The following is a 24,049-nucleotide window of genomic DNA, read 5'->3' on the forward strand; positions in this document are numbered from 1 at the left end:
GGGGGTGAACGCGTGGATGCTGCGTGCCCCGGGGTGGAAGCTCGCCTGCGTCATGACGGCGGTGATCGCCCCCTTCGTCGTCCTGGCGTTCGCGCTGATCGGCGACCGGAGCTGGCCGGCGGCGGTTCTCATGGGGCTCGGAACCGCGGTGATCTGCGGCCCGGTGCTGGGCTTCCTCACCGCGAACCAGCTCCAGGACTCGATGGCCGCCGGCGGCCCGCTGCCGGACGACGACCTCGCCGTGGTGGAGCGGGCGGCCCGGCGCGGCCCCGTCCCGGAGGACGACGCGACGCGCGAGGCCGCCTTGCGCGTCGCGGAGGACCGGCTGCTCGTGCTCCGCGGAACCCGCACCCCGGCCCGCGTCGCCGGAGGCGTCCTGCTGCTCGGAGCCGTCCTCCTGGCCGTCACGCAGTCGCCCTGGTGGTGGCTCGCCGCAGCCTTCTGGGCGGCCCTGCTCGTCGCCGGGTTCGCCGCTCCTGCGCGACTGCAGCGACGAGCCGAGCTGCTCCGGGGCGGGCGCTGACACGGTCTCCCTGGGGCCGGCACAACCTTTCCGGTGCGCCGACCCGTTGGGGGAGATGTGGAGCTGCCGGGCGATCGGGCGAGTCGTGAGTTCACCGCGTTCGCCGAGGAGCACGGCGCGAGGCTGCTGCGGGCCGCCGAGTACCTGACCGGCGACCGGCACAGCGCCCAGGACCTGGTCCAGACGGCGCTCACCAAGGTGTTCGTCGCGTGGTCGGCGGCCCGGCGCGGGAACACTTACGCCTACGCCCGCCGCGTCCTCGTCAACGCGCACACCGACACCTGGCGGCGCCGGCGCTGGCGGGAGGACCTCACCGATCGGCCGGACGACCGGCCCGGGGGCGCCCAGGTCGACCACGCGCAGTGGGCCAGCGACCGCGACGAGCTGACCCGCGCGCTCTCCGTGCTCACCGAGCGCGAACGGGCCATCGTCGTCCTCCGCTACGGCGAGGACATGGCCGAGCGCGACGTCGCCCGGACCCTCGGCGTCTCCACCGGGACCGTCAAGAGCACCACCTCCCGCGCCCTGGGCAAGCTGCGCGCCCACTCCGAGACCAGCGACCCGAAGGAGCACGACCATGCCCAGCGTTGAGGACGACCTCCGCACGGCCCTGCACACCCACCCGCCGATGGGGACGGTGCCCGTGCACGCCGCGCTCGCCGCCGGCCACCGGGCGCGGACCCGCCGCCGGGTCGCGCGGGGCGGCGCGGCCGTCCTCGTCGCCGGAGGTCTCGTGGCCGCCCTCACCCTGCCCGGCTCGCCGGAGGACCGGATGCGCCTCGTCGGTGACGGGCTCACCGTGTCCAGCGGCACCGGCGTCACCCAGATCGCCGACGACCGGGTCGACCTGGGCGACCAGGTGCAGGCGTGGCGTGACGGCGCCGCCCTCGCCATCGGCTACCCCGACGGCGTCCACGCGGTCCTGGACACCGACGACCCGACCGCCGACTGGGGCGACCTCGGCTACGACCTGGTCGTGCTGGAGCCGGCGGAGACCCCCGACGGGCAGGGACTGGTCATGGGCAACGTGCGCGGGGAGCCGGAGTCGGTGACCGTCACGACGCCGGAGCGGACCGTCGAGGCCACGGTGGCCTGCTTCGAGCAGACGCCGGGGTGGTGCGTCTACAAGGCGGCGCTGCCGACCGGGGACCTGGATCCGGACGACATCCGCGTCCGCGTCGGCTGACGTCATGGATCGCCAGGGATTTCCGACGGCCGAAGGGCCCGACTCCTGACATCCTGTCTCCGTCGGTGCGACGTCGACCGGTGCGCGACGTGGTCGCGGACCCGGCCGATCCGGACACAGGAGGATGCATGAGCACGACGGCGGGGCGGGCCCCGGAGCAGTCGGGCGAGGAGGGCCGCCGCGGCGCCTTCAGCTCCCGGCGCGTCTTCATCCTGGCGGCCATCGGGTCGGCGGTGGGCCTGGGCAACATCTGGCGGTTCCCTTACGTCGCCTACGAGAACGGCGGCGGCGCCTTCCTGCTGCCCTATCTGGTCGCGCTGCTGACCGCCGGCATCCCGTTCCTGCTGCTCGACTACGCGATCGGCCACCGGCACCGCGGCTCCGCGCCGCTGTCGTTCGCCCGGCTCCGCCGCGGTGCCGAGGGGCTCGGCTGGTGGCAGGTGGCCATCTGCTTCGTCATCGCCGTCTACTACGCCGCGGTCCTCGCCTGGGCGCTGCGCTACACCTTCTTCTCGCTCGACCAGGCCTGGGGCTCAGATCCGAATGCGTTCTTCTTCGGCGAGTTCCTCCAGGCCGGTGACGTCGCGGTCACCGCCGACGTGGTGCCCGGGGTGCTCGTGCCCCTCGCGATCGTCTGGCTGGCCGTGCTCGTGGTCATGGCCCTCGGCGTCCAGCGCGGGATCGGGGTGGTCTCGCTGGTCTTCATCCCGCTCCTGGTCCTCGCCTTCGTCGTCCTCGTGGTGCAGGCGCTGCTCCTGGACGGTGCGGGCTTCGGCCTCGACGCGCTGTTCCGGCCCGACTGGGGCGCGCTCACCGAGGCCTCGGTCTGGGCCGCCGCCTTCGGGCAGATCTTCTTCTCGCTGTCGATCGGCTTCGGCATCATGATCACGTACGCCTCGTACGTCGGCCGCCGCGAGGACATGACCGGCTCGGGCCTGGTCGTCGGCTTCTCGAACTCCAGCTTCGAGCTGCTCGCCGGCATCGGCGTCTTCGCCGCCCTCGGGTTCATGGCCCAGTCCAGCGGGGTCGCGGTCGACGAGGTGGCCAGCGGCGGGATCGGGCTGGCCTTCATCGCCTTCCCGACGATCATCAGCGAGGCGCCGGCCGGCGCCCTCCTCGGCGTGCTGTTCTTCGGATCGCTGGTCATCGCCGGGATCACGTCGCTGATCAGCGTGATCGAGGTCGTCATCTCCGCCGTGCGCGACAAGTTCGACACCAGCCGGCTCACCGCGACCCTCGCGGTCGTCGTCCCCACCGCCGTGCTGAGCCTGGTGCTGTTCAGCACGACCAGCGGCATCTACGTCCTCGACGTCGTCGACCACTTCGTCAACCAGTACGGCATCCTCGTGGTGGCGCTGGTCAGCATGCTGGTCGTCGCCTGGGCGGTCCGGGCGCTGCCGCGGCTGAGCGAGCACCTCAACGTCCACGGCCGGCCCCGGGTCGGCACCGGCTGGCGGGTGCTGGTCAGCATCGTCGCCCCGCTGGCCCTGGCCCTCGTGCTCGTGTTCGGCCTGCTCGACGACCTCGAGGCCCCCTACGAGGACTACCCGACCTGGCTGCTGCTGGTCTTCGGCTGGCTCATGGTCGTGGCGCTGCCGGTGGTGGGCTTCCTGCTCGCCCGGGTGAAGTGGCGCGCCGGCACGCACCTGGACGGGCCGCCCCCGGGCTCCGACCCGGTGGCGCCGCTGCGCGCGACGGCGCCGGCCGGCGGAGCGGACGTCCGGCCCCGTCCGGCGGCCGGGCAGGACGAGGGAGGAGCCCGATGAGCACGAGCGCGATCGTGATGATGCTGGTGGCGATGGCCGTGATCTGGGGCGGCCTCGCCCTGGCCGTCGTGAGCCTCCTGCGCCACGGGGCGGTCGAGGACCGCGTCGAGGCTCCCCGCCGGGACCTGTGAGCTCCGCGGACGGCCCGCTGCGCGACCGCACCGCCCAGGCGACCGCGGAGGAGTCCGTCCGCGCGTTCCTCGCCGGGGACACCGCGGCCCGGGCGCTCGGCATCACCGTGTCCACCGTCGCCCCCGGTGCGGTGACCGCGCACATGACCATCCGACCGGAGATGCTGAACGGCCACGGCAACGCCCACGGCGCGGCGCTGTTCGCCGTCGCCGACATCGCCTTCGCGATGGCCTGCAACTCCCACGGCCGCCCGGCGGTCGGCCGGTCCTGCAGCATCGAGTACCTGGCTCCGGCGTTCGCCGGGGATGCGGTCACCGCCGCGGCGGTCGAGCGCTCCGTCGCCGGCCGCGGTGGCATCTACGACGTCGCGGTCACCCGGGACGCCGACGGCCGGCTGCTCGCCGAGCTGCGCGGGCACAGTCGGCAGCTGTCCGGGCCGCCGTCGGCCTGACGCCCGGTCAGGCCGACGGGTTCCGCACCACGGCGGCGAACAGCGGTGACCGGGTCGCCGTGTCGGTGAGAAGCAGCAGGAACGGCCGGTCGAAGGTGACGACCGCCTGGGGGATCGCCCCCGCCGACTCCTCCACGACCACGCCGCTGGCGGCGGCCGCCTCGGTGCCCTCCTCGTCGACCTCCAGGAAGGTCTTCTGCACCACCTGGGAGATGACCAGGTCGTCGCGGCCCAGCGCGGAGAAGTCGCCGCTGGCGGGCAGCCCCATCGCGGTCAGCACGTCGAGCAGCTGGTGCGACTGCTCGAGCGAGATCCGCGGCAGCTCCACGCCCACCTCGCGCGGCCCGGCCGAGCGGAGCGCATCCAGCGTCGCGGTGTCGACGGCGCACGGGTCGGTGCCCTCCGGGGGCAGGACGGCGACGGCGGCCAGCGTGCCGTCGCGGTAGGGCAGCTCCACCGATCGCCAGCCCGCGGCGTCCCGGCCTGCGCCGGTGGCGCCGCCCATCATGTCGACGGAGACCTCACCGCCGGGTGCGGCGAAGTCCGCGGGCTGCGTCCCGGTGAACGGCACCGCCCACCGCGCCCGCAGGTGCACGGCGTTGGTGAGGACGGCGACCGTCGTCGGCCGCAGCGGCTGGTCGAACAGCTCCTCGATGATCCCGCGGGTGTCCTCGGCGATCGTGCTGTTGATCCGGTCGGTGGCCGCCTCCGGCTCCTCGGCGAAGTCCAGCGACCGCACCTCGGCGTCGTAGGCGGTGGCGAGGTCGTCGAGGTAGCGCGGCTCGGGCTCCAGGCCGGTCACGGTCCACAGCCGGTTGCTCACCTGCAGGGCGTCGGGCGCATCCTCGTCGTCGAGGTCGCCGTCGTAGCGCAGCGCGTCCAGCGCGCTGGTGTGCGCGCGGATCGCCGCGACCAGATCCGGTGACCACTCTGGCAGGTGCAGCACCTGCCCGAACTCCGCCGCGGTCCGCCCACCGGCGGCCGGGTGGAGCAGGCCCAGCGCCGAGGCGGCCGAGGTGGGGGAGAGCAGCACGTCCTCGCCGGCGGCCTGGGCGCACACCGCGTGCAGCAGGTCGATGCCGAAGGCGGTCTGCGCGTCGGCCACGTCGTCGGCGGTGAGCGCGCCGAGCTCCACCGGAACGACCTCGCCCCGGTGCACGACCGGGCCGGCGCTCGCCGTGCCGCAGCCGACGAGCAGGGCCATCGCGGCCGCGGCGAGAGCGCCGCGCCGGCCCGCAGCCCGTACGGTCACCACGAGCCGCCCCCTCCGCCACCGGCGCCCGCGCCCACCGAGGTGGTGCCCCCGGTGGACGACGACGGCGCGGTGCTCGCGGCACCGCAGCTGGCGACGAGGGCCGGCGCGTAGGCGGCGTAGGTCAGGTGCCGGCCGCCGGACGACGCCGCCGGCACCCGCGAGGCGAGCTGGGTCCACCGCTCCGCCTCGCCGAGCGCGACCGCCCAGGCCGTGTAGCGCCCGAGCGAGCCGGAGCCGACCGCCTCGTCGACGGCGGGCTGGGGCGATCCGGCGAGGAACCGCCGCAGCGACTCCACCTGCACCCAGGCCGCGGCGCCGTCCGGCGTGAGGACGCGCAGCTCCCAGCCGGCGAGGGCGGCGGCCGCACCGGCTCCGGTGAGCGCGCCGGCGCCGGCGGCGACCACCAGCGGCACCCCGACCTGTGCGATCGCCAGGTAGCCGGCGAGCAGGGCGAGCCCGAAGCCGACCACGCCGGCCAGCCCGCCGACGATCCGGATCCACGTGGTGCGCCGGTCCGCGGCGGGGTCCCACAGGCCGCTGTCCTGCTGCCAGCTGCCGAGCTCCTCGCCCAGCGCGGCCCACGCCTTGCCGAAGTCTTCGTCGTAGCTGTCCAGCGGCAGCCGCTCCCGCTCCCGGAACATCATGTCGAGCAGTCGGCGGGCGGCGCCCTCGCCGGGCTGCCGGCGGACCAGGGTGACCTTCTCCCGGTCCTCCTCCGACGGCTCGAGGTCGACGGCGCCGGCCACGGCCTGGTCGATCAGCCAGGCCGCCTTGTGCGCGGCGGTCACGGAGCCGGCCAGCAGGACGCCGCCCTGCGCCGGGGACAGCGCCGCGGGGAGGGTGGGGGAGGGGGTCGCGGAGTCGGCCAGCTCGGCCAGGTCGATCCGGGCCTGCTCGCCCGGCGCCGAGCGCACCGGGATACCGACGGTGGGCACCCGCTCCCGGCCGGCCCGCCGGATCCAGACCCAGGCGAGCGCAGCGGCCAGCAGGGCGGCCGCGCCGGCGAGGGCCCCGGTCAGGAGCGCGGAGGTGCCCTCGGGAACCGGGGCGAGCGCCGGGGGCCCGGGGAGCGGCGGGGCGCCGTCCAGCGGGGCGCCGGTGGCGGCGCCGACGGTCACGCCCTCGCCGGGCTCGAGCGAATCCACCCGGGCCGCCAACCGCCCCGGAGCGGCGCCCTCGACGTCGCACGGTTCGGTCGAGTCGGCCTCTCCGGTGGCGCACCGGCCGTCGGTCAGCCGGGCCGGCGCGCTCACCTGCACGACGACCTCGTCGATCGGCACCTCCCAGCCGGGGCCGACCGCGTCCCACGCCAGCTCGTCGCCGGAGACGACGTCGGCCAGGGTGTAGGTGAGGACGTAGCGGTGCAGGCCGGTCACCGTCCGGTCGGGGTCGCCGATCCGGATCTCCTCGTCGGCGACGGTGATGTCGGCGGGTGCGTCGGGGGACGAGGCCTCGACCGACGCGGAGGCGTCCAGGCCCGGGACCCGGCGCAGGACGCCGCGCCGGTCCTCCCCACCGAAGTCGTAGTCGATGACCTCGGTGATCCGGGCGCTGCCGTCGTCGGCGACCGTCGCGGCCACCCACAGCTGGCGCACCCGCTCGCCGCCTCCGGCGAGGGCGATCAGACCGGTCAGGACGCCGACGAGGACGGCGACCACCAGCAGCGCGATGCCGTCGATCCGGCGCCGTCGGCGGACGCGGTCGGTGCGGCGGGGCGTCTCCACGGTGAGCGGCTCCTCGTGCTCCTGCCGCGACGAGCTGCCGCGGGTCCAGGCGCATCCTCCCGGTGTCCCGCATTGTCGTGCCGAGTGGCCCCCGGAGGGGGCCGCGTAGGGACGACGGACGCGCTCGTCTCAGCGGGGGACGGCGCGTGGCCGCGGTGTCTTGCATGGTCGTGCCGAGTGGCCCCCGGAGGGGGCCGCGTAGGGACGACGGACGCGCTCGTCTCAGCGGGGGACGGCACGTGGCCGCGGTGTCGTCCGGAGGACGACAGAATCATTGCGTCGGCGGCCGCATCGGCTTGCCCGGCTCGTGCGCCTTCACGACGACGAGCACGTCCTCCGGCTGCAGGGTGCCGATCAGCGAGTCGTCGAAGCGCAGGGTGCGCCCGCCGCGGGTCACCGAGAGCACGATGTCGCGCAGCTGGCGTGGTCCGAGGCCCACCTCGTCGGCGGTGACGGTGCGCTGGTGCAGGTCGAGGCCCTGACCGCCGGTGACGAGGTCCTCGACCACGGCGACGACCCGCGGGGCGTCGGTGGACAGGCCGAGCAGCCGGCCGGAGGTGGCCGACGTGGTGATGACGGTGTCGGCGCCGGACTGCCGGAGGAGGTTGGCGTTCTCCTCCTCGCGCACCGACGTGGTGATCGGGACGCTCGGGTTGAGCTGGCGCACGGTGAGCGTGATCAGCACCGACGCGTCGTCCCGGTTGGCGGCGACGATCACCGACCGGGCCCGTTCGACGGCGGCGCGGCGCAGGACCTCGGTGCGCCCGGCGTCGCCGACGATCCCGGTGAGCCCCATGGCGTTCGCCTCGTCGATCGCCCGCGGCTCGGGGTCGACGACGACGATCTTCTCCAGCGGCGTGCCGCTGGCCTGGAGCGAGCGGATGGCGCTGCGGCCCTTGGTGCCGTAGCCGCACACGATGACGTGCTGGCGCACGCGGGACCTCCAGCGACGGATGCGGAACTCCTCGCGCGACCGGGCGGTCAGGGCCTCGAGGGTGGTTCCGATGAGGACGATCAGGAACATGATGCGCAGCGGCGTGATCAGCAGGATGTTGATCAGGCGCGCTCCCGGCGTGACCGGCGTGATGTCGCCGTAGCCGGTGGTGGAGAGGGTGACCGTGGCGTAGTACGTGGCGTCGAGCAGGGAGATCTCGTCGCCGCGGCTGTCCGCGTACCCGTCCCGGTCCAGGTAGACGATCAGGACGACGACGACGAGGACGATCGCGGCGATGAGCACCCGGCGCCACACCTGGCGGACGGGGGAATGCTCGACGTGCGCGATGCGCACGCCTGTGTGCTCGGTCTCCAGACCGTTCCGCTCCTCGTCCACAGCGCGGACCATAGTGAGCGGAGACCGCGGATGCGCGCCGCCGCACCCTTTCGGGGCGACGGCGCGCGCCCGGTCAGCCCCCGACGGCCTCCCGCTCGCGGGCGGCGAGCTCGCGCTTGAGCACCTTGCCGGCCGCCGACACGGGGATCGCGTCGATGAACCGGACGTCGCGCAGCCGCTTGTAGGGGGTGACCTTGTCGTTGACCGCGGCCATGACCGACTCGGCGGTCAGCGCCGCGCCATCGGCGTCGTCCTTGCGCACCACGTAGGCCACCGGCAGCTCGCCGGCCTCGTCGTCCGGCCGGCCGACCACCGCGGCCCCACCCACCCCGGGCACCCCGAAGAGGATCTCCTCGAGCTCGCGCGGGAAGACGTTGTAGCCCTTGTAGAGCAGCATGTCCTTGGTGCGGTCGACGATGGAGAGGTAGCCGTCCTCGTCGAGGACGCCGACGTCGCCGGTGTGGAACCAGCCTTCGGCGTCGATCGCGTCGGCGGTCGCCTCGGGCCGGTGGGCGTAGCCGCGCATCACCTGCGGGCCGCGGATGCACACCTCGCCGCGCTCGCCGGCGGGCAGCGGGTCGCCGCCCCCGAGCGGCCGGATGGTGATCTCGGTGTCGAAGATCGGGACGCCGACCGTGCCGGCCTTGCGGACGCCCGAGCGGAACGACGGGTTGCCGGTGGCGATCATGGTCACCTCGGTGAGGCCGTAGCCCTCGCCGATCGTGGCGTTCGGCATCAGCGCGCTCATCTTCTCGATGAGCGACACCGCCAGCGGCGCGGCGCCGCTGCTGACCCCGCGGACGTGCGACAGGTCGGCCTCGGCGAACCCGGGCACCTGCAGCAGCGCCACGAAGATCGGCGGCGCGCCGCCGATGGCGGTCACCTGGTGCCGCACCATGTCCTCGACGTACTTCCCCGGGTCGAACCGCATGTGGATGACGGTCGTGGTGCCGCCCATGACCATGCCGTTGAGGTAGCCGATCGAGCCCATGGCGTGGAACCACGGCGTCAGGTTGATGATCCGTGCCTCCCCGAGCCGCGTGGGGCACTCGTCGGCGCCCAGCACCTGCTCCAGGGTCACGTCGCCGTGCTCGTCGAGGGCCGGCACCGAGCCCGACGTCCAGCAGCCCGACTGCAGCACGTTCGTGACCACCTGCCGGTGCGGCAGCTCCACGCCCTTGCTCACGCCGGTGGTCCCGCCGGTGTAGGCCAGGTGCGCGAGGTCGGTGGCCACGTCCACGCCGGCGTCGAGGTGGCGGTCGGTGGGGTCGCCGGCGAGCAGGTCGGCGAGGTCGACGTCGTCGTCCTGCAGGCCGTCGATGCGGGCGGCGAAATCGAGGATGTGCGCCTCCCCGGTGACGACGACGGTGCGCACGCCGGTCTGGGCGAGGGCGCCGCGGACGAAGGGCAGCACCTGGTCCCAGGTGACGAGCACCGTCGCGCCGGCGTCGTCGAGCTGGGCGGCGAGGTCGGCGGCGGGGAGGAGCGGGTTGGTGGGGGAGAAGGTGGCCCCGGACAGCAGGATCCCGTAGTAGAGCGGCGGGTACTGCCGGCAGTTCGGGATGTGCACCGCGACGACGTCGCCCCGGCCGACGCCGTGGTCGGCGAGCCATCCGGCGACGGCGTGCGCCCGGGCACCGAGCTCGGTGAAGGTCAGCGGCACGTCGTGGTCGAGGAACGCGGTCCGGTCGCCCCACCGGCGCACGGCTGCGCGCAGGATCGAGCCGACCGGGACCTGCGGGTAGTCGAGGGACCGGGGCAGCCCGGGCGGCCAGCTGGCCGTCGTCGGTGTGGGGGCTGGCTGCACGGTCGTCATCCGGGTCCTCTCGTCGGGAAAGTCCCAACAGGGTGGCCCAGCTCACAGCCCGTGTCGAGAGGTCTGTGAGGATGGGGGCATGAGTGACCAGCGCACCGCCCTCGTCCTGGGCGGCGGGGGAATCACCGGCATCGCCTGGGAGATCGGCGTCCTCGCCGGTCTGGCCGAGGCGGGCGTCGACCTGAGCGGTGCGGAGCTGGTGGTCGGCACCTCGGCGGGGTCGGTGGTCGGCGCGCAGCTCACCGGCGGGGCGCCGCTGGAGGAGATGTACGCCCGGCAGCTCGAGCCGCCGGCGCAGGAGAAGGGCGCGCGGATGACCCGCGGCAATCTGGCCCGCTACGCGTGGGCGATGCTGGTCAGCCGGGGCCGCGACGCCGAGTTCCGCCGCCGGGTCGGGGCGCTGGCCCTGGCCGCCGAGCGGGCGGGGCTGACCCCGTCCGAGGAGGAGCGGCTCGAGGTCATCGGGTCGCGGCTGGTCACCCGCACCTGGCCCGAGCGTGCGCTCACCGTCACCGCGGTCGACGCCGCGACCGGCGAGTTCCATGCCTTCGACCGGAACTCCGGCGTGCCCCTGCTGCAGGCGGTGGCCGCGAGCTGCGCGGTGCCGGGCGTCTACCCGCCGGTCACCATCGGCGATCGCCGGTACGTCGACGGCGGCATGCGGTCGGCCGCCAACGCCGACCTCGCGGACGGCTACGAGCGGGTGGTGGTGCTGGCGCCCATCCCGCGCGGCGTCGGCCCCATGGCCAGCGTCGACGCGCAGGTCACCGGGATGGTGGCCCGGGTCGCCGTCGTCGCCCCGGACGAGGCCGGCCGCACCGCGATCGGCCGCAACGTCCTCGACCCCGCCGCCCGCGAGCCCGCCGCGCGGGCCGGGCGCGTTCAGGCGGCCGCGGTCGCCGAGCGGGTCGCGGACGTCTGGAACGGCTGAGCCCGCCGCCCGGCCGGGCCTGCGGTGTCAGCCCATGCGGTTCAGCCGCGTCGGGGTGATCCGCAGGACGACGCGTTGCTCGGTGCGGCCGCCGAACCACGGGTAGGGCCCGCCGAGGTAGCGCTGGGCGAGTTCCTCGATGTGCTCCCCGGCGTCGGCGGTCGAGGTGCCGGTCACGACGCCGCGGATCTCGACGTACCGGGACGGGCGCGAGGGCAGGCTGACCGCCACGGCGACGCGGGGATCGAGCTCGACGTTGCGGACCTTCCGGTGGCCGATCACCGTGTTGATCAGCACGTGCGTGCCGTCCGTGTCGACCCAGGTCTGCGTGATCTGGGGAGAGCCGTCGGGCATGAGGGTGGTCAGGTAGCAGGTGGCCCCGTCGCGGAGCAGGTCGACGACGTCGGCCGGCAGCTCGAGCGCGGCGACGTGGCCGCCCGCAGCCGGCGGACCGCCGTCGCCGCCAGGTCTGCCGACGACGGGGGCGGGCTCCGCGGTCATGACTGCTCCTCTGCGTGTGCGAGGCGGTCCGGAGGATCCGGCCGTCCGCTGTCGTGGATCGTCTGTCCATCCGATCGTCTGTGAGAGAGAAGGTATCAGCGCGATACGATCCCGCCATGGCTGCTCCCGGTGACGCGAGTCGTTCCGAACCCGCGCCTGCCGGGCCGGGCCTGGAGGCGGAGCTCGGGTGGTCGCTGCACCGGGTGTCGACCGCCTTCCGCCAGCTGGCGCCGGAGGCGGTCGCCGGCGTGCCGGGCGGGGCCCGCGGTTACCAGGTCCTGGTGGCCGCCCACGCGGGGCCGCCCGCCTCGCAGCTGGCGCTCGCGCAGCAGCTCGGCATCGACCGGACGGCGATGACCTATCTCGTCGACGAGATGGAGACCGCCGGGCTCGTCGCGCGCCGGCCGCATCCCACCGACCGGCGGGTGCGCCACGTCGTCCTCACCGACGCGGGCCTCGAGGCGCTGGACGCCTCGAGGCGGGCGCTGCGGTCGGTCGAGGCCCGCATGCTCGGGGACCTGGCGCCCGCTGAGGCGGCGCAGCTCCGCTCGCTGCTCGTCCGGGTGGCCCGCTCCACCGAGGCAGCCGTGTCCTGCGAGACCCCGGGCCCGGCCGGCCGCGACGGGAGCTGACCGCGACACGAGCGCGCCACCAGCTCGTCACCGGGAGTTGTGGCGGGCGACGCGGCCTGGGCACCTGGCCTGGTTGGGATCGACTCGCGGAGCCGCCGGCGAGGGTCGCCGTCCGAGCCCGCGGGAGTACTGATGTCCCGAGCACGCCGCCTCCGTGCCACGGTCGCCGCCGTCGCGGTCGCCGTCCCCCTGTCCCTCGCCGTCCCGGCGGCCGCCCCCGCGACCGCCGCCCCGCGCCCGCCGGCCGCGGAGCCCGGTGAGGCGCTGGCCGACGACCTCCTCGTCGTCGGGCACCGCGGCGCCTCGGGCTACCGGCCCGAGCACACCCTCGCCTCGTACGAGCTCGCCGCCCGCATGGGCGCCGACTACATCGAGCCCGACGTCGTCAGCACCAAGGACGGCGTCCTGGTCGCCCGGCACGAGAACGAGATCTCCGGGACCACCGACGTGGCCGAACGGCCCGAGTTCGCCGCCCGCCGCACCACCAAGGTCATCGACGGCACGCCGCTGACCGGCTGGTTCACCGAGGACTTCACGCTCGCCGAGCTGCGCACGCTGCGCGCCGTGGAGCGGCTGCCCGAGGTGCGCGAGGAGAACACCCTCTACGACGGGCTCTACCAGGTGCCCACGCTGGACGAGGTGCTGGAGCTGCGGGCCGAGCTCACCAAGGAGCTGCGCCGCGAGATCGGCGTGTACGTCGAGACCAAGCACCCCACCTACTTCGACTCCATCGGCCTCTCCCTCGAGGAGCCGCTCCTGACCGACCTCCGGGAGGCCCGGGTGCACAAGCACCACTCCCCGGTCTTCATCCAGTCGTTCGAGACGACGAACCTGCGCGAGCTGGAGGAGATGGGCGTGCGCATCCCGCTGGTGCAGCTGCTGTCGGGCTCGGGCCAGCCCTACGACCTCACCGCCGCCGGCGACCCGCGCACCTACGCCGACCTGGCCAGCGCGGCGGGGCTCGAGGAGATCGCCGAGTACGCCGAGGGCGTGGGGCCGGACAAGAACATGGTGATCCCGCGCAACGCCGACGGGACGCTGAGCACGCCGACCGCGCTGGTCGACGACGCGCACCGGGTCGGGCTGCTGGTGCACCCGTACACGTTCCGCAACGAGAACGTCTTCCTGCCGCCGGCGCTGCGCGAGGGCACCGCGCCCGAGGACTACGGCCAGGCGCTGGTCGAGCACCTGGCCTTCTGGGAGGCGGGCATCGACGGGATGTTCACCGACAACCCGGACACCGGCGTGGTCTCCCGCGAGCTGTTCGAGACGGGCGTGGCGGCTCCCGCCGCCTGATCCCCGGCCGCCGGGTCGGCGGGGCTCCGGCCCCGCCGACCCGGCGCGCTGCTAGACCACCGGCTCGGCCACCAGCGACCCGGCCGAGTGCTCGGTGCGCAGCTGGGTCTTGAGCACCTTGCCGCTGGGGTTGCGGGGGAGTGCGGCGACCACCGAGTACTCCCGAGGGTTCTTGTACCGGGCCAGCTTCTCCCGGCAGTAGGCGGCCAGTTCCTCCGGCGTCGGCGGGTCGGCGGGGTCCCGCGGCGCGACGACGGCCAGCGGCGCCTCGCCGTACCGGGCGTCGGGGACGCCGATCAGCGCGACCTCGCCCACCTTGGGGTGGGCGGCCAGCACGTTCTCCACCTCGGCGCAGTAGATGTTCTCCCCGCCGGAGATGATCATGTCCTTCTTGCGGTCGACGACGTAGAAGTAGCCGTCCTCGTCCTGGCGCACCAGGTCGCCGGAGTGGAACCAGCCGCCACTGAAGGCGATCGACGTCTCCTCCGGCTTGCCCCAGTACTCCTTCATCACCATCGGGCTGCGGTAGACGATCTCGCCGACCTGGCCCCGGGGGACGTCGGCCATCGCGTCGTCGACCACCCGCACCTCGACGTTGAGGATGGGCTTCCCGACCGAGCCGATCTTGCGCACCGAGTCCTCGCCGCGCAGCAGGCAGGTCACCGGGCTGCACTCGGTCTGCCCGAAGGCGGTCACCACTTCCGCCTGCGGGAACGCGTCGATCAGCGCGCGCAGCAGGGTGGTGGAGGCCGGCGCAGCGCCCCAGGAGACCCGGCGCAGCCGGGAGAGGTCGCGGGCGGCGAGATCGGGGACGGCCAGCACGGCGGCCCACATGGCCGGCACCAGGAAGATGCTGGACACCTGCTCGCGCTCCATCAGGTCCAGCGTCTGGGCCGGGTCGAAGCTGCCCGAGCGGAGGATCACGTTGGTGCCGCCGAGCAGCAGCGGCGGCAGGCCGCCGGCGAGCCCGGCGATGTGGAACAGCGGGGCGCCCGGCACGCCGACCCGGTCGTCGGGGTCCCAGCCGAGGCTGGTGATCTGGCTGAACGCGTGCATCAGCAGGTTCCGGTGGGTGAGCACCGCGCCCTTGGGGCGGCCGGTGGTCCCGGAGGTGTACATGATGAACGCGGGCTCGTCCACGACCCCGTCGAGCGGCGCGCTGCCGGCCGCGCCGAGCGCCGTCCCGTAGTCCTCGCTCGCGGGGCCGGCGTCCCCGCCCCCGATGACGAGCGCCGTGGCGACGTCGGGTGCCTGCTCCCGGGCCTTGGCGGCGACCCCCGCCATCGCCCGGTCGGCGACCAGCGCGACGGCGCCGGAGTCGGTGAGCACGTAGGCCACCTCGTCGGCCACCAGCCGGAAGTTCACCGGGACGACGACCGCGCCCAGCCGCACGCCGGCGAGGTACGCCTCCCAGGTCTCCATGCCGTTGAGCGCGAGGACGGCGACGCGGTCGCCGGTCCGCACCCCGCGGTCGCGCAGCGCCCGGGCCAGCCGGGTGACCCGCTCGTCGAGCTCGGCGTAGCTGCGGCCGGCCCCCTCGAAGCGCAGCGCCGGCACGTCCGGCGAGGTCCGGCTCCACCGCGCGAGCTGGTCGCCCATGGTCATGCCCCGGCCGTGCAGAACAGGGATCTCGGCGCTCACGTGCTCTCCTCGACGGCGGCGCGGATGTGATCTGCGTCATGCTGGCCCGCCGACGAGGGGCGGTCAACCCTGACTGTCGAGCGCCAGCATCCGGGCCGCCAGCCGCTTCCACAGCGCCAGGTGGGGATCGGTCGCGGCCGGCCGGTCCTCGAAGGCGTAGACCAGCGCGACCCCGCGCATGCTGGTGAACAGCAGCTCGGTCAGGTCGGCGTACAGCGGCGCACCGGTGATGGCCGGGCCCCAGATCCCGTCGGCGACGGCGCCGATCGCCGCCCGCAGCCGGCGCTCCTCCCCGCGCAGTGCCGCGCGCAGCTCCGGATCGGTCCGCGCCGCGGTCCACAGCTCCATCGCCGCCCAGAACGGTGGCTCCTGGAACGTCGTCCACATGAGGTCGATCGCCCGGTCCACCCGCTCCCGGCCGGCCGGCTCGTCGTCCATCAGCGCGGCCGCTCGGCGGCGGACCTCCTCGAGCTGGATCGTCGACAGGTGCCGGGCGGCGGCCACCAGCAGCTCGGCGCGGGAGGGGAAGTGGTGCAGCAGCCGGCCGCGGGACACCCCCGCCCGGGCTTGGACCGCGAGGGTCGAGGCGGCGGCGTACCCGTCCTCGACCAGGCAGGCGACCGCGGCGTCGAGGATCAGCAGCCGGCTGTCCGCGGTCCGCTCCGAGCGCGTCCGCGGGCCGCGTGCAGCGTCCGGGGCGGCGGCCATGGCCGGAGCGTAGGTCCGGCCCGGCCGCTCCGACAGTCACCGTTGACCGTTTCGGGTGACCGGTGTCACGCTGCGCGGGTCCGCTCATCGACGAGAGGTGCCACCCGTGGACTTCGACGACAGCCCCGACGAGGCCGCCTACCGGGAGCGGGTCCGGACGCTGCTGGCGGAGCACGCCGGGGAGCTGCTGCACCTGGCCCCGGGCCAGGAAGGGGTCGACGCCCGCCGGCACGAGGCGGAGATGCGCCGCACCCAGCGGGTGCTCGCCGAGGGCGGTCTCGTGGGCGTCACCTGGCCGCGGGAGTACGGCGGGCAGGGCGGCACGCTGGTGCAGCAGGCGATCGTCGCGCAGGAGCTCGCCCGCGCGCGGGTGCCGGGCCTGATCAACCACATCGGCATCGGCATGTGCGGGCCGACGGTCATCGCGCACGGCAGCCAGGACCAGCGCGACCGCTACCTCGCCCGCCTGCTGCGCGCGGACGACGTCTGGTGCCAGCTGTTCAGCGAGCCGGCGTCCGGCTCGGACCTCGCGGCGCTGCGCACCACCGCCGTCCGCGACGGCGAGGACTGGGTGGTCAACGGCCAGAAGGTGTGGACGACGCTGGCGCACGTCGCCGACTTCGGCATCCTGCTCACCCGCACCGACCCCGACCGCCCCAAGCACGCGGGGCTGACCATGTTCGTCGTCGACATGCACGCCCCGGGCGTGACCGTGCGGCCGCTGCGCCAGATGGGCGGGCAGTCGGACTTCAACGAGGTCTTCTTCGACGACGTCCGCATCCCCGACGCGGAGCGGCTGGGAGAGCCGGGGGAGGGCTGGCGGGTGGCCCTCACGACGCTGATGAACGAGCGGGTCGCCATCGGCGGCGCCGGTGGGGACATCGGGCTGCCGGTCGAGGCCCTCGTCGAGCACGCCCGCGAGCGGCTGCCCGCGCTCGACCCCGACCGCCAGGTGCTCGCCCGGCAGGCGGTGGGCCGGGCCGTCGTCGCCGCCCTGGCTGCCCGGTACACCGGCTACCGGCGGCTCACCGTGCTCAGCCAGGGCGGGATCCCCGGGCCGGAGGCCAGCGCCGGGAAGCTCGCCGGGACCGAGGCCGCCCGGCTGGTCGCCGACGCCGGCGTCCGGCTGCTCGGTGACGACGCCGTCTACGCCGCGACGGCCGACGGCGACGACCGGTGGCAACGCACCCAGTCCTGGCTCCCCGGCATCGCCATCGCCGGCGGCACCGACCAGGTGCTGCGCAACATCCTCGGCGAGCGGGTGCTCGGGCTGCCGCCCGAGCCGCGCAGCGACAAGACCGCCCCGTTCTCGGGAGGGACGCGATGAACTTCGACCTCGACGACGACCAGCGGGACATCGCCGCGGGCGCCCGCGACTTCTTCACCGGCTCCGCGTCCCCGGCGGCGGCGCGGGGCGGTCTGGAGGGCGGCCGCCCGGAACCCGGCCGCAAGGCGCTGGCCGACATCGGCTTCCTCGGCATCACCGTGCCCGAGGCAGCCGGGGGCTCGGGCCGGCCGCTGCTGGACCTCGCCGTCGTCGCCGAGCAGGGCGGGGCGGTGCTGGCCGGGCCGTCGCTGGTCACGGCGGCCCGGGCGGCGGTGCTGCTGGCCGACCAGCCGGAGCTGGCGGCGCAGCTGGCCGACGGGTCGGTCGCCTTCGCCGTCCTGGACGGACCGGTCGACGGCTCGTCCCCGTCGGTGGACGCCGCCGACGCGACGCTGTTCCTCGGGCTCGACGGCGGGGACCTCGTCGTCGGCGAGGGGGAGGTCGTGCCCGGTCGCCCGCTGGACGCCACCCGCGGACTCGCCTCGGTGCGGCTGACCTCCCGCCGGGTGCTCGTCGCCGATGCCGGGGAGCTGTGGGCCCGGGCCCGGCAGGTGGGCGCGGTCGTCATGGCGGCCGAGGACCTCGGCGGCGCCGAGCGCTGCGTGCAGCTGGGCGTGGCCTACGCCCAGGAGCGCGAGGCGTTCGGCCGGCGGATCGGCTCGTACCAGGCGGTCAAGCACATGCTGGTCGACGCGTGGGCCGGGGTGGACCAGCTCCGCTCGCTGGTCTGGTGGTCGGCCTGGGCCGCGGACGCCGCTCCCGCCGAGCTGCCGCTCGCCGCCTCGGCCGCCAAGGCCCACGCGGCGACCGCGTTCGAGCGGGCTGCGGGCACGCTCATCCAGGTGCACGGCGGCATCGGCTTCACCTGGGAGCACGACGCCCATCTGTTCTGGCGGCGGGCCAAGGTGGACCGGCTGCTGCTCGGTGACGAGGCCGAGCACCTCGACGCCGTCGCCCGGCTGGCCGTCGCCGGAGCACTCGGTCGGTGAACCTCACCGAGCTCCGCTACGCGGTCGCCGACGGCGTGGCGACCGTGACCCTGCACCGGCCCGACCGGCTCAACGCGTTCACCCTCACCATGGCCGACGAGCTCGCCCGGGTGGCCGCCGCGGCCGACGCCGACGACGCCGTCCGGGTGGTGGTGGTGACCGGTTCCGGCCGGGCGTTCTGCGCCGGGGCCGACCTCGCGGGCGGGCCCGACACCTTCGGCGACCGGCGCACCCGCGTGCGGCCGCCCGGCCCGCTGAGCGAGGAGATCGCCGGCTTCCCCCGCGACGCCGGCGGGGTCGCCTCGCTGCCGTTCGCGGCGCTGCGCAAGCCGGTCATCGCCGCCGTGAACGGCCCCGCGGTGGGCATCGGGGCGACGATGATCCTGCCGATGGACGTCCGGATCGCCGCGGAGTCCGCCCGATTCGGCTACGTCTTCGGCCGGGTCGGCATCGTGCCGGAGGCCGCCTCGTCGTGGTTCCTGCCGCGGGTGGTCGGCATCAGCCAGGCGATGGAGTGGGTGGCCACCGGCCGGGTGTTCGACGCGGCCGAGGCGCTGCGCGGCCGGCTGGTGTCCCGCGTCGTCCCCGACGACGAGCTGCTCCCGACGGCGTACGCGCTGGCCCGGGAGATCGCCGACAACACCAGCGCCGTCGCCGTCGGCGCGGCCCGCCAGCTGCTGTGGTCGATGCTCGGCGCGCCCTCGCCCTGGGACGCGCACCGCGCGGAGTCGCGGGCGCTCGTGGAGCTGGGGGAGGGGCCCGACCCCGCGGAGGGCGTCGCCGCATTCCTGGAGAAGCGTCGGCCGCGGTTCGCGCACCGCCTCGGGGACGTCGCCGACGACGTCGCCGGGGTGCCGCGCTGGCCGCTGCCCCCGGGGAGCGTCACCGCCGGCTGAGCCGGCCCGTCCGCGGTACGCGGCTCAGGGCATGCGCGAGGGATCGAGGTGCCGCAGGAGCGTCTCGCCGAAGTCGCGCATCGCGGCCACCTGCTCCGGGGCGAGCTGGTCGAACAGCTCGCGGCGGACGCCCTCGACGTGGATGGGCGCGGCGCCCTCCAGCGCGGCGAACCCCTCCTCGGTGAGGACGGCGAGCTGCCCGCGCCCGTCCTCCTCGCACACCTGGCGGCGCACCCAGCCGCGCTCCTCGAGCCGGGACACCGCGTGCGAGAGCCGGCTGCGCGAGGACAGGCAGCGGTCGGCCAGCTCGCTCATCCGCATCATCCGCTCGGGGGTCTCCGAGAGCGCGACGAGGATCTCGTAGTAGGCGTGCGAGATGCCGGTGCGGCGGGTGAGCTCGCGGTCGAGCCGGTCCTGCAGCAGCTGGGCGCTGTAGAGCCACGCGCGCCAGGCCTTCTGCTCGTCGACGTCGAGCCAGCGGGGCTCACCCGTGGGGAGGGGTTCCGGGGACACCGACGCGCGCATGGGCACAGAATACTGGCGGAATAGTCAAACGCTCAACTACGCTACGGACGACGGCATCCCCGCCCACGCACGAATCTTCAGGGAGACCCCATGACCACCACCCCCGTCCAGATCCCCGGCTACCTCGCCGGCACCTGGGACATCGACGCCAGCCACTCCACCGTCGGCTTCTCCGTCCGCCACATGATGGTGAGCAAGGTCCGCGGCTACTTCCGCGAGTTCTCCGGCGAGATCGTCACCGCCGCCGACCCGACGCGGTCCACCGTCGTCGCCACCGTGAACATGGACTCGATCGACACCCGTCAGGAGCAGCGCGACGCGCACATCAAGTCCGCCGACTTCTTCGACGTGGGCAACCACACCCAGATGACCTTCCGCTCCACCGAGGTCCGCACCGACGGCGCCGACTGGCACGTCGTCGGCGACCTCACCATCAAGGGCATCACCAAGCCCGTCACCCTGGAGCTGGAGCTCAACGGCTTCGGCCCGGACGCCTACGGCGGCACCCGCGCCGGCTTCTCCGCCAAGACCGAGATCTCCCGCAAGGAGTACGGCGTCGACATCGACATGCCGATGGACGGCGGCGGCGTCGTCGTCGGCGACAAGATCACCGTCGAGCTCGAGATCGAGGCCGTGCTCGGCACCGCCTGATCGAGGACCGCTCCCGAACGGCTCGAGGGCCCCGGACGCCATGGCGTCCGGGGCCCTCGCGCGCCCGGCCTGCCTATGACGTGGATCACGCCGGGAACCCCGGCCGGGCGGACGGCGACTAATCCGGCATGAGGTGGAGCCCTGCGTCGGCCGGCCCGTGGCTCGCGACCGCGGCCCGGTTCCTCCTCGGCGGGGTGCTCCTCGTCGCGGGGGCCCTGAAACTGCCCGACCCCGCGGCCGCGGAACGGGCGGTGCGGGCCTACCGGCTGCTGCCCGAGGGGCTGGTGAGCCCGGTCGCGTTCGGCCTCCCGGCGGTGGAGATCGTCGTCGGCCTCGCCCTGCTGGCCGGGGTGTTCGTCCGGACGGCGGCGATCGCCACGGCCGTGCTGCTCACGGTCTTCCTGGCCGGGGTCGTCTCGGCCTGGGCCCGGGGCCTGCAGATCGACTGCGGCTGCTTCGGCGGGGGCGGCGAGGTCGCCGCCGGTGAGACCCGCTACCTCACCGAGGTGCTCCGGGACGGCGCCCTGCTGCTGGTCGCCCTCCTGCTGGCCCGGCGCCCCGCGTCCCGGCTCGCCCTCGGGAACCCCCTCGCCGCCGGGGCTCCCTGGCCGGCCGACCGATCGGAGGAGCTCGTTGACCGGTGACGCGAAGCGCGAGGCCGCACGGCGGCGGATCGCGGAGCAGCGGGCGGCGGAGGCCGCCGCGCGGGCGACGGCCGGGCGCCGCCAGAGGACGCTCCTCGGCAGTGTGGTGGCCGCGGTCGTGGTCGTCGTCGTGGTGGGCGTCGTGATCGCCGTCCAGACCGGGCGCAGCTCCACCGCCGCCGACGCCCCCGTGCCGGCGGGCACGGTGGCGGACGGGACGGCGATCCCGGTGGGGGAGGCTGACGCCCCGGTGACCGTCGACGTCTACGAGGACTTCCAGTGCCCGTTCTGCGCGCAGCTGGAGGCGGCCACCGGCCGGACCCTGGAGCAGCTGGCCGCGGACGGCGACGCCCTGGTCCGCTACCGCCCGGTGGCCTTCCTCGACCACGCGTCCGCCGACGAGTACTCGACCCGGGCGCTGAACGCGGCCGGGGTGGTGCTCGACGCCGCCGGGGTCGATGCCTTCGTGGAGTTCCACGGCCTGCTGTTCGGCGACCAGCCCGCCGAGGGCGGACCCGGGCTCTCCGACGACCAGCTGGTCGAGTACGCCGCCCGGGCCGGCGCCACCGGCGCGGCCGTCGAGGAGGGCATCCGCGACCTGCGCTTCGCGGACTGGACCGAGCGGGTGACCGAGGCGTGGTCGCAGGCCGGCATCACCAGCACCCCGACCGTCCTCGTCGACGGCACGGCGCTCGAGCCCGCGCAGCTGACCGCGGACGGGCTGGCCGCGGCCGTGGCGGCGGCCGGGTAGGACACTGGGGGCATGTCGACCTCGGCCCTCGCCCGGATCCCCGCTTCGCTGCTCGTGGCCGTCGGGCTGGCGGCCGGGTTCGGGATCGCCCAGGGCACCGGGATCCGCGCGCTGGGCGGGGCGGTGTTCGCCGTGTGCGGCATCGGCGCGGGCTGGATCGCGGCCCGCCGGCGCGGTCCCGCCGTCACGGCGGGCCTCGCGGCCCTCTACGTGGGGGCGTTCGTCCTGGCGCACGTGCTCGCGCTCGGCGCCGGGTTCCCGGCCTGGTTCGCCGTGAGTCTGGTCACTGTTGTCGCCGCAGGGGTCACCTTCGGGGTGGTCGACCGGTCGCGGGAGACCGCGCCCGCGCGCTGACCACCTAGAGTGGGAGGAAGGTCGCGGCCGCTGCGGCTGTTGTCCTGATGCCCGCGCGCGTCCGCGCGGTGCGCTCCCGAACTCCCGAGGTGCCCTTCCGCATGCCCACCCGCGACGACCTGCGCAACGTGGCGATCATCGCCCACGTCGACCACGGCAAGACGACCCTGGTCGACGCCCTCCTCCGCCAGGCCGGCGCGCTCGGCCGCGCCAAGGGCGAGGGCACCGACAACGACTCCACGCAGGACCGCGTGATGGACTCGATGGACCTCGAGCGCGAGCGCGGCATCACCATCCTCGCGAAGAACACCGCGATCCACCTGGCGGACGAGAACGGCAACCCCGTCGTCGTCAACATCGTCGACACCCCCGGTCACGCCGACTTCGGTGGCGAGGTCGAGCGCGGGCTGTCGATGGTCGACGGCGTCTGTCTGCTCGTCGACGCCTCCGAGGGGCCGCTGCCGCAGACCCGCTTCGTGCTGCGCAAGGCGCTGGCGAAGGGGATGCCGGTCATCCTCGCGGTCAACAAGACCGACCGTGCCGACGCGCGCATCGCCGAGGTCGTCGACGAGTGCTACGAGCTGTTCATGGAGCTCATGGAGGACGCCGGCCTCGACGCCGCCAACCTCGACTTCCCGATCGTCTACTGCAGCGGCCGGTCCGGGAAGGCGTCGCTGAACCGCCCGGAGAACGGCACCGAGCCGGACCACGACGACCTGGCCCCGCTGGTGAAGACGCTGCTGGACACCGTCCCGGCCCCGGTCTACGACGCCGAGGAGCCGCTGCGGGCGCAGGTCACCAACCTCGACGCCTCGCCGTTCCTCGGCCGGCTGGCCCTGCTGCGCATCCACTCCGGTGAGATGAAGCGTGGCCAGCAGGTGGCCTGGTGCAAGGTCGACGGCACGATCAAGAACGTCAAGATCACCGAGCTGCTGGTCACCGAGGGGCTCACCCGCACCCCGGCCGACAGTGCCGGCCCGGGCGAACTGGTGGCCATCGCCGGTATCGAGGACATCATGATCGGCGACACCCTCGCCGACCCGAACGACCCGCGGCCGCTGCCGCCGCTGACTGTGGACGAGCCGTCGATCTCGATCACGATCGGGATCAACACCTCGCCCCTGTCGGGCAAGTCGGGGAAGAAGCTCACCGCCCGCCTCGTGAAGAACCGCCTCGACCAGGAGCTGGTCGGCAACGTGTCGGTGCGGATGCTGCCCACCGACCGGCCCGACACCTGGGAGATGCAGGGCCGCGGCGAGCTGGCGCTGGCCATCCTCGTCGAGCAGCTCCGCCGCGAGGACTTCGAGCTCACCGTCGGCCGCCCGACCGTGGTCACCAAGGAGATCGACGGCAAGCTGCACGAGCCGGTCGAGCGGGTCACCATCGACACCCCGGGCGAGTACGTCGGCACGCTGACCCAGGCGCTGGCGACCCGCCGCGGTCGGCTGGAGAACCTGGTGCACCACGACACCGGCTGGGCGCGGATGGAGTACCTCGTCCCGTCCCGCGGGCTCATCGGTTTCCGTACGGAGTTCCTCACCGAGACCCGCGGCACCGGCGTCCTCAACAGCAACTTCGAGGCCTACGAGCCGTGGCTGGGTGACATGCGCGCCCGGCCCACCGGGTCGCTGGTCGCCGACCGCCAGGGCCTGGCGACGACGTACTCGATGTTCTCGCTGCAGGAGCGCGGCCAGCTGATGGTCCAGCCGGGCACCGAGGTCTACGAGGGCATGATCGTCGGTGAGAACTCCCGTCCGGACGACATGGACGTGAACATCACCAAGGAGAAGAAGCTCACCAACATGCGCAAGTCCACCTCCGAGGAGCTCGAGCGGCTGATCCCGCCGCGGGTGCTCAACCTGGAGCAGGCGCTGGAGTTCTGCGCCGAGGACGAGTGCGTCGAGGTCACGCCGGCGACGGTGCGCATCCGCAAGGTGGTGCTCGACCAGACCGAGCGCGGCAAGGCGAAGAACCGCAAGCCCAAGCCCGTCTGATCCGCCTCCGCGCGGCCCAGGGAGCC

25 protein-coding genes are annotated in these 24,049 nt (G+C 74.4%); 17 read left to right on the forward strand and 8 right to left on the reverse strand.

Features of this window, described 5'->3' with window-relative positions; genetic code table 11:
- The first annotated feature begins 4 nt into the window (after positions 1-4).
- The 6 genes from BD833_RS13850 to paaI all read left to right on the forward strand — a co-directional run bounded on the left by BD833_RS13850 (position 5) and on the right by paaI (position 4,058).
- Positions 5-523: a hypothetical protein gene (locus BD833_RS13850; RefSeq protein WP_166533712.1), complete on the forward strand. Its 519-nt coding sequence runs from the start codon at positions 5-7 to the stop codon at positions 521-523.
- Between the two features lie 33 nt (positions 524-556).
- Positions 557-1,114, forward strand: coding sequence for a SigE family RNA polymerase sigma factor (locus BD833_RS13855; RefSeq protein WP_243737657.1), 558 nt, complete (start codon positions 557-559; stop codon positions 1,112-1,114).
- A complete protein-coding gene (locus tag BD833_RS13860) occupies positions 1,101-1,709 on the forward strand; it encodes a hypothetical protein (protein ID WP_166533713.1) in 609 nt (202 codons plus the stop codon). The genes BD833_RS13855 and BD833_RS13860 overlap by 14 nt, the downstream gene beginning before the upstream one ends.
- 128 nt (positions 1,710-1,837) lie before the next feature.
- The gene (locus BD833_RS13865; RefSeq protein ID WP_166533714.1) at positions 1,838-3,475 is read left to right on the forward strand and encodes a sodium-dependent transporter; all 1,638 of its coding nucleotides are present in this window, start codon (positions 1,838-1,840) and stop codon (positions 3,473-3,475) included.
- Positions 3,472-3,606 carry a methionine/alanine import family NSS transporter small subunit gene (locus tag BD833_RS13870; RefSeq protein ID WP_166533715.1) on the forward strand — a complete coding sequence of 45 codons (135 nt, stop codon included), beginning with the start codon at positions 3,472-3,474 and terminating at the stop codon, positions 3,604-3,606. The genes BD833_RS13865 and BD833_RS13870 overlap by 4 nt, the downstream gene beginning before the upstream one ends.
- On the forward strand, positions 3,603-4,058 hold the full coding sequence (gene paaI, locus BD833_RS13875) for a hydroxyphenylacetyl-CoA thioesterase PaaI (RefSeq protein ID WP_243737658.1): 456 nt from the start codon (positions 3,603-3,605) through the stop codon (positions 4,056-4,058). Before BD833_RS13870 ends, paaI begins: the two co-directional genes overlap by 4 nt.
- Before the next feature lie 7 nt (positions 4,059-4,065).
- Here paaI and BD833_RS13880 read toward each other — a convergent pair whose 3' ends face one another.
- The 4 genes from BD833_RS13880 to BD833_RS13895 form a co-directional block, all read right to left on the reverse strand.
- A complete protein-coding gene (locus BD833_RS13880; protein WP_166533716.1) occupies positions 4,066-5,310 on the reverse strand; it encodes a serpin family protein in 1,245 nt (414 codons plus the stop codon).
- Positions 5,307-7,037 carry a DUF2207 domain-containing protein gene (locus tag BD833_RS13885; protein ID WP_166533717.1) on the reverse strand — a complete coding sequence of 577 codons (1,731 nt, stop codon included), beginning with the start codon at positions 7,035-7,037 and terminating at the stop codon, positions 5,307-5,309. The genes BD833_RS13880 and BD833_RS13885 overlap by 4 nt, the downstream gene beginning before the upstream one ends.
- A 271-nt stretch (positions 7,038-7,308) precedes the next feature.
- Positions 7,309-8,367, reverse strand: a complete 1,059-nt coding sequence (locus tag BD833_RS13890) for a potassium channel family protein (protein WP_243737659.1) — start codon at positions 8,365-8,367, stop codon at positions 7,309-7,311.
- 73 nt (positions 8,368-8,440) lie between these two features.
- Positions 8,441-10,183: a class I adenylate-forming enzyme family protein gene (locus BD833_RS13895; protein ID WP_166533719.1), complete on the reverse strand. Its 1,743-nt coding sequence runs from the start codon at positions 10,181-10,183 to the stop codon at positions 8,441-8,443.
- Positions 10,184-10,262: 79 nt separating this feature from the next.
- Here BD833_RS13895 and BD833_RS13900 point away from each other — a divergent pair, with 79 nt between their 5' ends.
- Positions 10,263-11,114 carry a patatin-like phospholipase family protein gene (locus BD833_RS13900; RefSeq protein WP_166533720.1) on the forward strand — a complete coding sequence of 284 codons (852 nt, stop codon included), beginning with the start codon at positions 10,263-10,265 and terminating at the stop codon, positions 11,112-11,114.
- A gap of 27 nt (positions 11,115-11,141) precedes the next feature.
- Here BD833_RS13900 and BD833_RS13905 read toward each other — a convergent pair whose 3' ends face one another.
- Positions 11,142-11,615, reverse strand: a complete 474-nt coding sequence (locus BD833_RS13905) for a PPOX class F420-dependent oxidoreductase (protein WP_166533721.1) — start codon at positions 11,613-11,615, stop codon at positions 11,142-11,144.
- A gap of 116 nt (positions 11,616-11,731) precedes the next feature.
- Between BD833_RS13905 and BD833_RS13910 the strand changes: the two genes are divergently transcribed.
- Positions 11,732-12,247, forward strand: a complete 516-nt coding sequence (locus tag BD833_RS13910; RefSeq protein ID WP_166533722.1) for a MarR family winged helix-turn-helix transcriptional regulator — start codon at positions 11,732-11,734, stop codon at positions 12,245-12,247.
- A 132-nt stretch (positions 12,248-12,379) separates the two neighbouring features.
- Complete coding sequence (locus BD833_RS13915; protein WP_166533723.1) at positions 12,380-13,543, forward strand: glycerophosphodiester phosphodiesterase; 1,164 nt, start codon at positions 12,380-12,382, stop codon at positions 13,541-13,543.
- A gap of 51 nt (positions 13,544-13,594) precedes the next feature.
- Here BD833_RS13915 and BD833_RS13920 read toward each other — a convergent pair whose 3' ends face one another.
- Both BD833_RS13920 and BD833_RS13925 read right to left on the reverse strand, forming a co-directional pair.
- Positions 13,595-15,184 (reverse strand): long-chain-fatty-acid--CoA ligase, encoded by a 1,590-nt coding sequence (locus BD833_RS13920; protein ID WP_208092655.1) that lies wholly within the window; start codon positions 15,182-15,184, stop codon positions 13,595-13,597.
- Positions 15,185-15,247: 63 nt separating this feature from the next.
- Positions 15,248-15,892 carry a TetR/AcrR family transcriptional regulator gene (locus tag BD833_RS13925; protein ID WP_208092656.1) on the reverse strand — a complete coding sequence of 215 codons (645 nt, stop codon included), beginning with the start codon at positions 15,890-15,892 and terminating at the stop codon, positions 15,248-15,250.
- A gap of 106 nt (positions 15,893-15,998) precedes the next feature.
- Between BD833_RS13925 and BD833_RS13930 the strand changes: the two genes are divergently transcribed.
- From BD833_RS13930 to BD833_RS13940, 3 genes are read left to right on the forward strand one after another with little or no spacing between them, the layout of a single operon-like run.
- Complete coding sequence (locus tag BD833_RS13930; RefSeq protein ID WP_166533724.1) at positions 15,999-17,219, forward strand: acyl-CoA dehydrogenase family protein; 1,221 nt, start codon at positions 15,999-16,001, stop codon at positions 17,217-17,219.
- Positions 17,216-18,208, forward strand: a complete 993-nt coding sequence (locus BD833_RS13935) for an acyl-CoA dehydrogenase family protein (protein WP_166533725.1) — start codon at positions 17,216-17,218, stop codon at positions 18,206-18,208. Before BD833_RS13930 ends, BD833_RS13935 begins: the two co-directional genes overlap by 4 nt.
- Positions 18,205-19,104: an enoyl-CoA hydratase-related protein gene (locus BD833_RS13940; RefSeq protein WP_166533726.1), complete on the forward strand. Its 900-nt coding sequence runs from the start codon at positions 18,205-18,207 to the stop codon at positions 19,102-19,104. The genes BD833_RS13935 and BD833_RS13940 overlap by 4 nt, the downstream gene beginning before the upstream one ends.
- A 24-nt stretch (positions 19,105-19,128) precedes the next feature.
- Here BD833_RS13940 and BD833_RS13945 read toward each other — a convergent pair whose 3' ends face one another.
- Complete coding sequence (locus BD833_RS13945; RefSeq protein ID WP_166533727.1) at positions 19,129-19,629, reverse strand: MarR family winged helix-turn-helix transcriptional regulator; 501 nt, start codon at positions 19,627-19,629, stop codon at positions 19,129-19,131.
- 90 nt (positions 19,630-19,719) lie between these two features.
- On the opposite strand from BD833_RS13945, the gene BD833_RS13950 reads away from it, so the two are divergent.
- The 5 genes from BD833_RS13950 to typA all read left to right on the forward strand — a co-directional run bounded on the left by BD833_RS13950 (position 19,720) and on the right by typA (position 24,023).
- Entirely contained in the window at positions 19,720-20,280 is a 561-nt protein-coding gene (locus BD833_RS13950) for a YceI family protein (protein ID WP_166533728.1), read from the forward strand.
- A gap of 128 nt (positions 20,281-20,408) precedes the next feature.
- Positions 20,409-20,924 (forward strand): MauE/DoxX family redox-associated membrane protein, encoded by a 516-nt coding sequence (locus BD833_RS13955; protein WP_166533729.1) that lies wholly within the window; start codon positions 20,409-20,411, stop codon positions 20,922-20,924.
- The gene (locus BD833_RS13960; RefSeq protein WP_166533730.1) at positions 20,914-21,675 is read left to right on the forward strand and encodes a DsbA family protein; all 762 of its coding nucleotides are present in this window, start codon (positions 20,914-20,916) and stop codon (positions 21,673-21,675) included. Before BD833_RS13955 ends, BD833_RS13960 begins: the two co-directional genes overlap by 11 nt.
- 12 nt (positions 21,676-21,687) lie before the next feature.
- Positions 21,688-22,029: a hypothetical protein gene (locus BD833_RS13965; RefSeq protein WP_166533731.1), complete on the forward strand. Its 342-nt coding sequence runs from the start codon at positions 21,688-21,690 to the stop codon at positions 22,027-22,029.
- Between the two features lie 101 nt (positions 22,030-22,130).
- Positions 22,131-24,023 carry a translational GTPase TypA gene (gene typA, locus BD833_RS13970; protein ID WP_166533732.1) on the forward strand — a complete coding sequence of 631 codons (1,893 nt, stop codon included), beginning with the start codon at positions 22,131-22,133 and terminating at the stop codon, positions 24,021-24,023.
- Positions 24,024-24,049 lie beyond the last annotated feature (26 nt).

It is taken from the genome of Blastococcus xanthinilyticus (assembly GCF_008124835.1).
Classification (GTDB): domain Bacteria; phylum Actinomycetota; class Actinomycetes; order Mycobacteriales; family Geodermatophilaceae; genus Blastococcus; species Blastococcus xanthinilyticus.

Coding starts and splice junctions, on each gene's coding strand:
- BD833_RS13900 (WP_166533720.1), top strand. CDS start 10,263: ATGAGTGACCAGCGCACCGCCCTCGTCCTGGGCGGCGGGGGAATCACC.
- BD833_RS13965 (WP_166533731.1), top strand. CDS start 21,688: ATGTCGACCTCGGCCCTCGCCCGGATCCCCGCTTCGCTGCTCGTGGCC.
- BD833_RS13925 (WP_208092656.1), bottom strand. CDS start 15,892: ATGGCCGCCGCCCCGGACGCTGCACGCGGCCCGCGGACGCGCTCGGAG.
- BD833_RS13955 (WP_166533729.1), top strand. CDS start 20,409: ATGAGGTGGAGCCCTGCGTCGGCCGGCCCGTGGCTCGCGACCGCGGCC.
- BD833_RS13935 (WP_166533725.1), top strand. CDS start 17,216: ATGAACTTCGACCTCGACGACGACCAGCGGGACATCGCCGCGGGCGCC.
- BD833_RS13945 (WP_166533727.1), bottom strand. CDS start 19,629: ATGCGCGCGTCGGTGTCCCCGGAACCCCTCCCCACGGGTGAGCCCCGC.
- BD833_RS13905 (WP_166533721.1), bottom strand. CDS start 11,615: ATGACCGCGGAGCCCGCCCCCGTCGTCGGCAGACCTGGCGGCGACGGC.
- BD833_RS13910 (WP_166533722.1), top strand. CDS start 11,732: ATGGCTGCTCCCGGTGACGCGAGTCGTTCCGAACCCGCGCCTGCCGGG.
- BD833_RS13915 (WP_166533723.1), top strand. CDS start 12,380: ATGTCCCGAGCACGCCGCCTCCGTGCCACGGTCGCCGCCGTCGCGGTC.
- BD833_RS13870 (WP_166533715.1), top strand. CDS start 3,472: ATGAGCACGAGCGCGATCGTGATGATGCTGGTGGCGATGGCCGTGATC.
- BD833_RS13895 (WP_166533719.1), bottom strand. CDS start 10,183: ATGACGACCGTGCAGCCAGCCCCCACACCGACGACGGCCAGCTGGCCG.
- BD833_RS13860 (WP_166533713.1), top strand. CDS start 1,101: ATGCCCAGCGTTGAGGACGACCTCCGCACGGCCCTGCACACCCACCCG.
- BD833_RS13950 (WP_166533728.1), top strand. CDS start 19,720: ATGACCACCACCCCCGTCCAGATCCCCGGCTACCTCGCCGGCACCTGG.
- typA (WP_166533732.1), top strand. CDS start 22,131: ATGCCCACCCGCGACGACCTGCGCAACGTGGCGATCATCGCCCACGTC.
- BD833_RS13865 (WP_166533714.1), top strand. CDS start 1,838: ATGAGCACGACGGCGGGGCGGGCCCCGGAGCAGTCGGGCGAGGAGGGC.